Annotated in this window: 3 protein-coding genes; 1 reads left to right on the top strand and 2 read right to left on the bottom strand. The window is 72.1% G+C overall.

Going from position 1 to position 2,139, the window contains the following annotated elements:
* Positions 1-492: DUF4142 domain-containing protein (locus tag LCH29_RS43790; protein WP_446467257.1), on the bottom strand; the 492-nt coding region annotated here is incomplete at its 3' end.
* Between the two features lie 215 nt (positions 493-707).
* On the opposite strand from LCH29_RS43790, the gene LCH29_RS43795 reads away from it, so the two are divergent.
* Positions 708-1,208 carry a nitroreductase family deazaflavin-dependent oxidoreductase gene (locus LCH29_RS43795; RefSeq protein ID WP_446467258.1) on the top strand — a complete coding sequence of 167 codons (501 nt, stop codon included), beginning with the start codon at positions 708-710 and terminating at the stop codon, positions 1,206-1,208.
* A gap of 6 nt (positions 1,209-1,214) precedes the next feature.
* On the opposite strand, the gene LCH29_RS43800 is transcribed toward LCH29_RS43795, so the two are convergent.
* Positions 1,215-2,139, bottom strand: a 925-nt coding sequence (locus LCH29_RS43800; protein ID WP_446467259.1) for a chloride channel protein, incomplete at its 5' end; no start/stop codon positions are given.

The following is a 2,139-nucleotide window of genomic DNA, read 5'->3' on the forward strand; positions in this document are numbered from 1 at the left end:
GCCGCGGAGGATGTTGGCGAACTTCTTGTCGAAGTCCTCGCCCTGGGCGTTCTCCAGGGTGCGGACGAAGCCCTGCTGCTCTTCGCTGGCCTCGTCCGGGAGGGAGACGTTCAGCGCCTCGGCGGTGTTGCGGACGAACTCGTCGAGCTTGGAGTGCCCGTCCATGACGTGTATCCCGGCTCGTTTGACGGCCTCGCTGGTGGCGTGGGTCTGGGCGAGCCGTCCGGCCGGGGCCTCCCACAGGTTGGCCTGGCGCACCTTCATCAGGAACTCCATGTCCAGCTTGCTCACGGGACCGGCCGTGGTGACCACGTCACCGGGGGCGGCCGGCTGGGCGCTGGGGAAGTTCGCCGAGGCGTTCTCGGTGGCGTTCGCTTCGCTCCGGGTGCCCCACACGATCGCTCCTGCCACGACGGCCAGGGCGACGAGCAGGACGCCCGCGAGGGTGAGGTTGCGTGGGCGGCCGTGTGCCGACCGGGCGTGCGCGGTCATGGTGCCTCCAGGATCGGGGAGCGTCCGTTCATGGGAGACGGACGCCTGTGTCGTGGGCACGCAGAACGCTAGTCTTTGGGTAGTGCAAAAATTGCACTTTGCCAAGGTGCGCGAAACCGATGGCCGGGGCCTCTCCGATCCACTACGCTCCCCGCTTCCCTGGCGGCAGCGCGGGGCGGGCGCAGGCCCGGCCGCGTACGGGAGGAGGCCGATCGATGGCGGTCCGACGCACGCGGGTGCCCCCGCCCTCCGGACTGCGCAGGGTGGCCTTCCGGGTGCCGGTCCTGCTCTACCGCCGACACCTGGGGTGGCTGCTCGGCGGCCGGATGCTGCTGCTCACCCACACGGGCCGCACCAGTGGTCTGCCGCGGCAGGTCGTCCTGGAGGTGACCGGCCGGGACCCGGAGACCGGCGCCTATCACCTCGCCTCCGGCTTCGGCCCGGGAGCGCAGTGGTACCGCAACATCCAGCGCACTCCGCACGTCACCGTCCAGGTCGGTCGGCGCCGGATGTCCGCGGTCGCCGAGCCGCTGGGGCCGGAGGAATCCGGGCGCCTCATGGCCGCTTATGCCCTGCGGCATCCGCGCCTGGCCCGTGGCCTGATGCGCATGTGCGGTCTGGAGACCGACGGCAGCGCGGAGGACTACCACCGCATCGGACGCACCCACATCCCCTTCGTCCGAGTCCTCCCCGACCAACCGCCCGCGCGGCGGTGAGGGGGGTCAGCGAGGCGACCCGGCCGGGTGCGCGGGTGCGTGGAGGGCGCTCAGCACGGTCTGGTGGGTGAGCCAGCCGACCGGTTCGCCGGTGTCCGCGTCCAGGACGGGCAGCCCGGCGCCGTCGGCGGTGACCAGCGTGTGCAACGCCCCGCTCAGCGGGGCACCGGCGGTCACCGCAGGGGGCTGTTCGGCGAGGTCGGCGATGGTGCGCGGGGTGGCTTGGGCGTCCAGGGCGGGGTCGGGTTCGGTGAGCGCTTCGGCCACGGCGCGGGCGGTGACCACACCCGCGTACCGTCCTTTCTGGTCGGTGACGGGGAGGACCCCGTGTCCGGAGCGGGCGATCACGTCGGTGGCGTCCTCCAGCGGCAGGTCGCCGGACAGCGCGGTGGGAAGTTCCTCCATCACCTCGCGGACGCTCGCACCGGCCAGCGGGGATCCCAGCCGCGCGCTGTCCAGGTCGATGCCGCGGCGGCGCAGCTTGAGGGTGTAGATGGTGTCGCGCGACAGCAGGCGGCTGGTGAGCGTGGCCAGGACGATGGCGAGCATCATCGGCAGGATGATGGAGTACTCGCCGGTCAGCTCGAACAGTACGATCACCGCGGTGATCGGGGCACGGGCCGAGCCCGCGAAGGCCGCGCCCATGCCGACCAGCCCGTAGGCGCCCACCGCGCCCGCGGTGCCGGGCAGCAGCTGGTGGGCCGTGGCGCCGAACGCGGTGCCGGTCATCGCGCCGAGGAAGAGGCTGGGGGCGAACACCCCGCCCGATCCGCCGATGCCGATGGTCAGGCTGGTTGCGACGACCTTGCCGACCAGCAAGAGCACCAGCAGGCCGACGGCGTACTTTCCCTCGATGGCGTTCTCCAGCACCGGATAGCCCACCCCGTACATCTGCGGCAGCGCCAGCAGCAGCCCGCCCAGCAGCAGCCCG

The sequence above is a fragment of the Streptomyces sp. BRA346 genome, assembly GCF_052851135.1.

Excerpts from the sequence above, each read along its gene's own strand:
- LCH29_RS43795 (WP_446467258.1), top strand. The coding sequence starts at position 708 with ATGGCGGTCCGACGCACGCGGGTGCCCCCGCCCTCCGGACTGCGCAGG.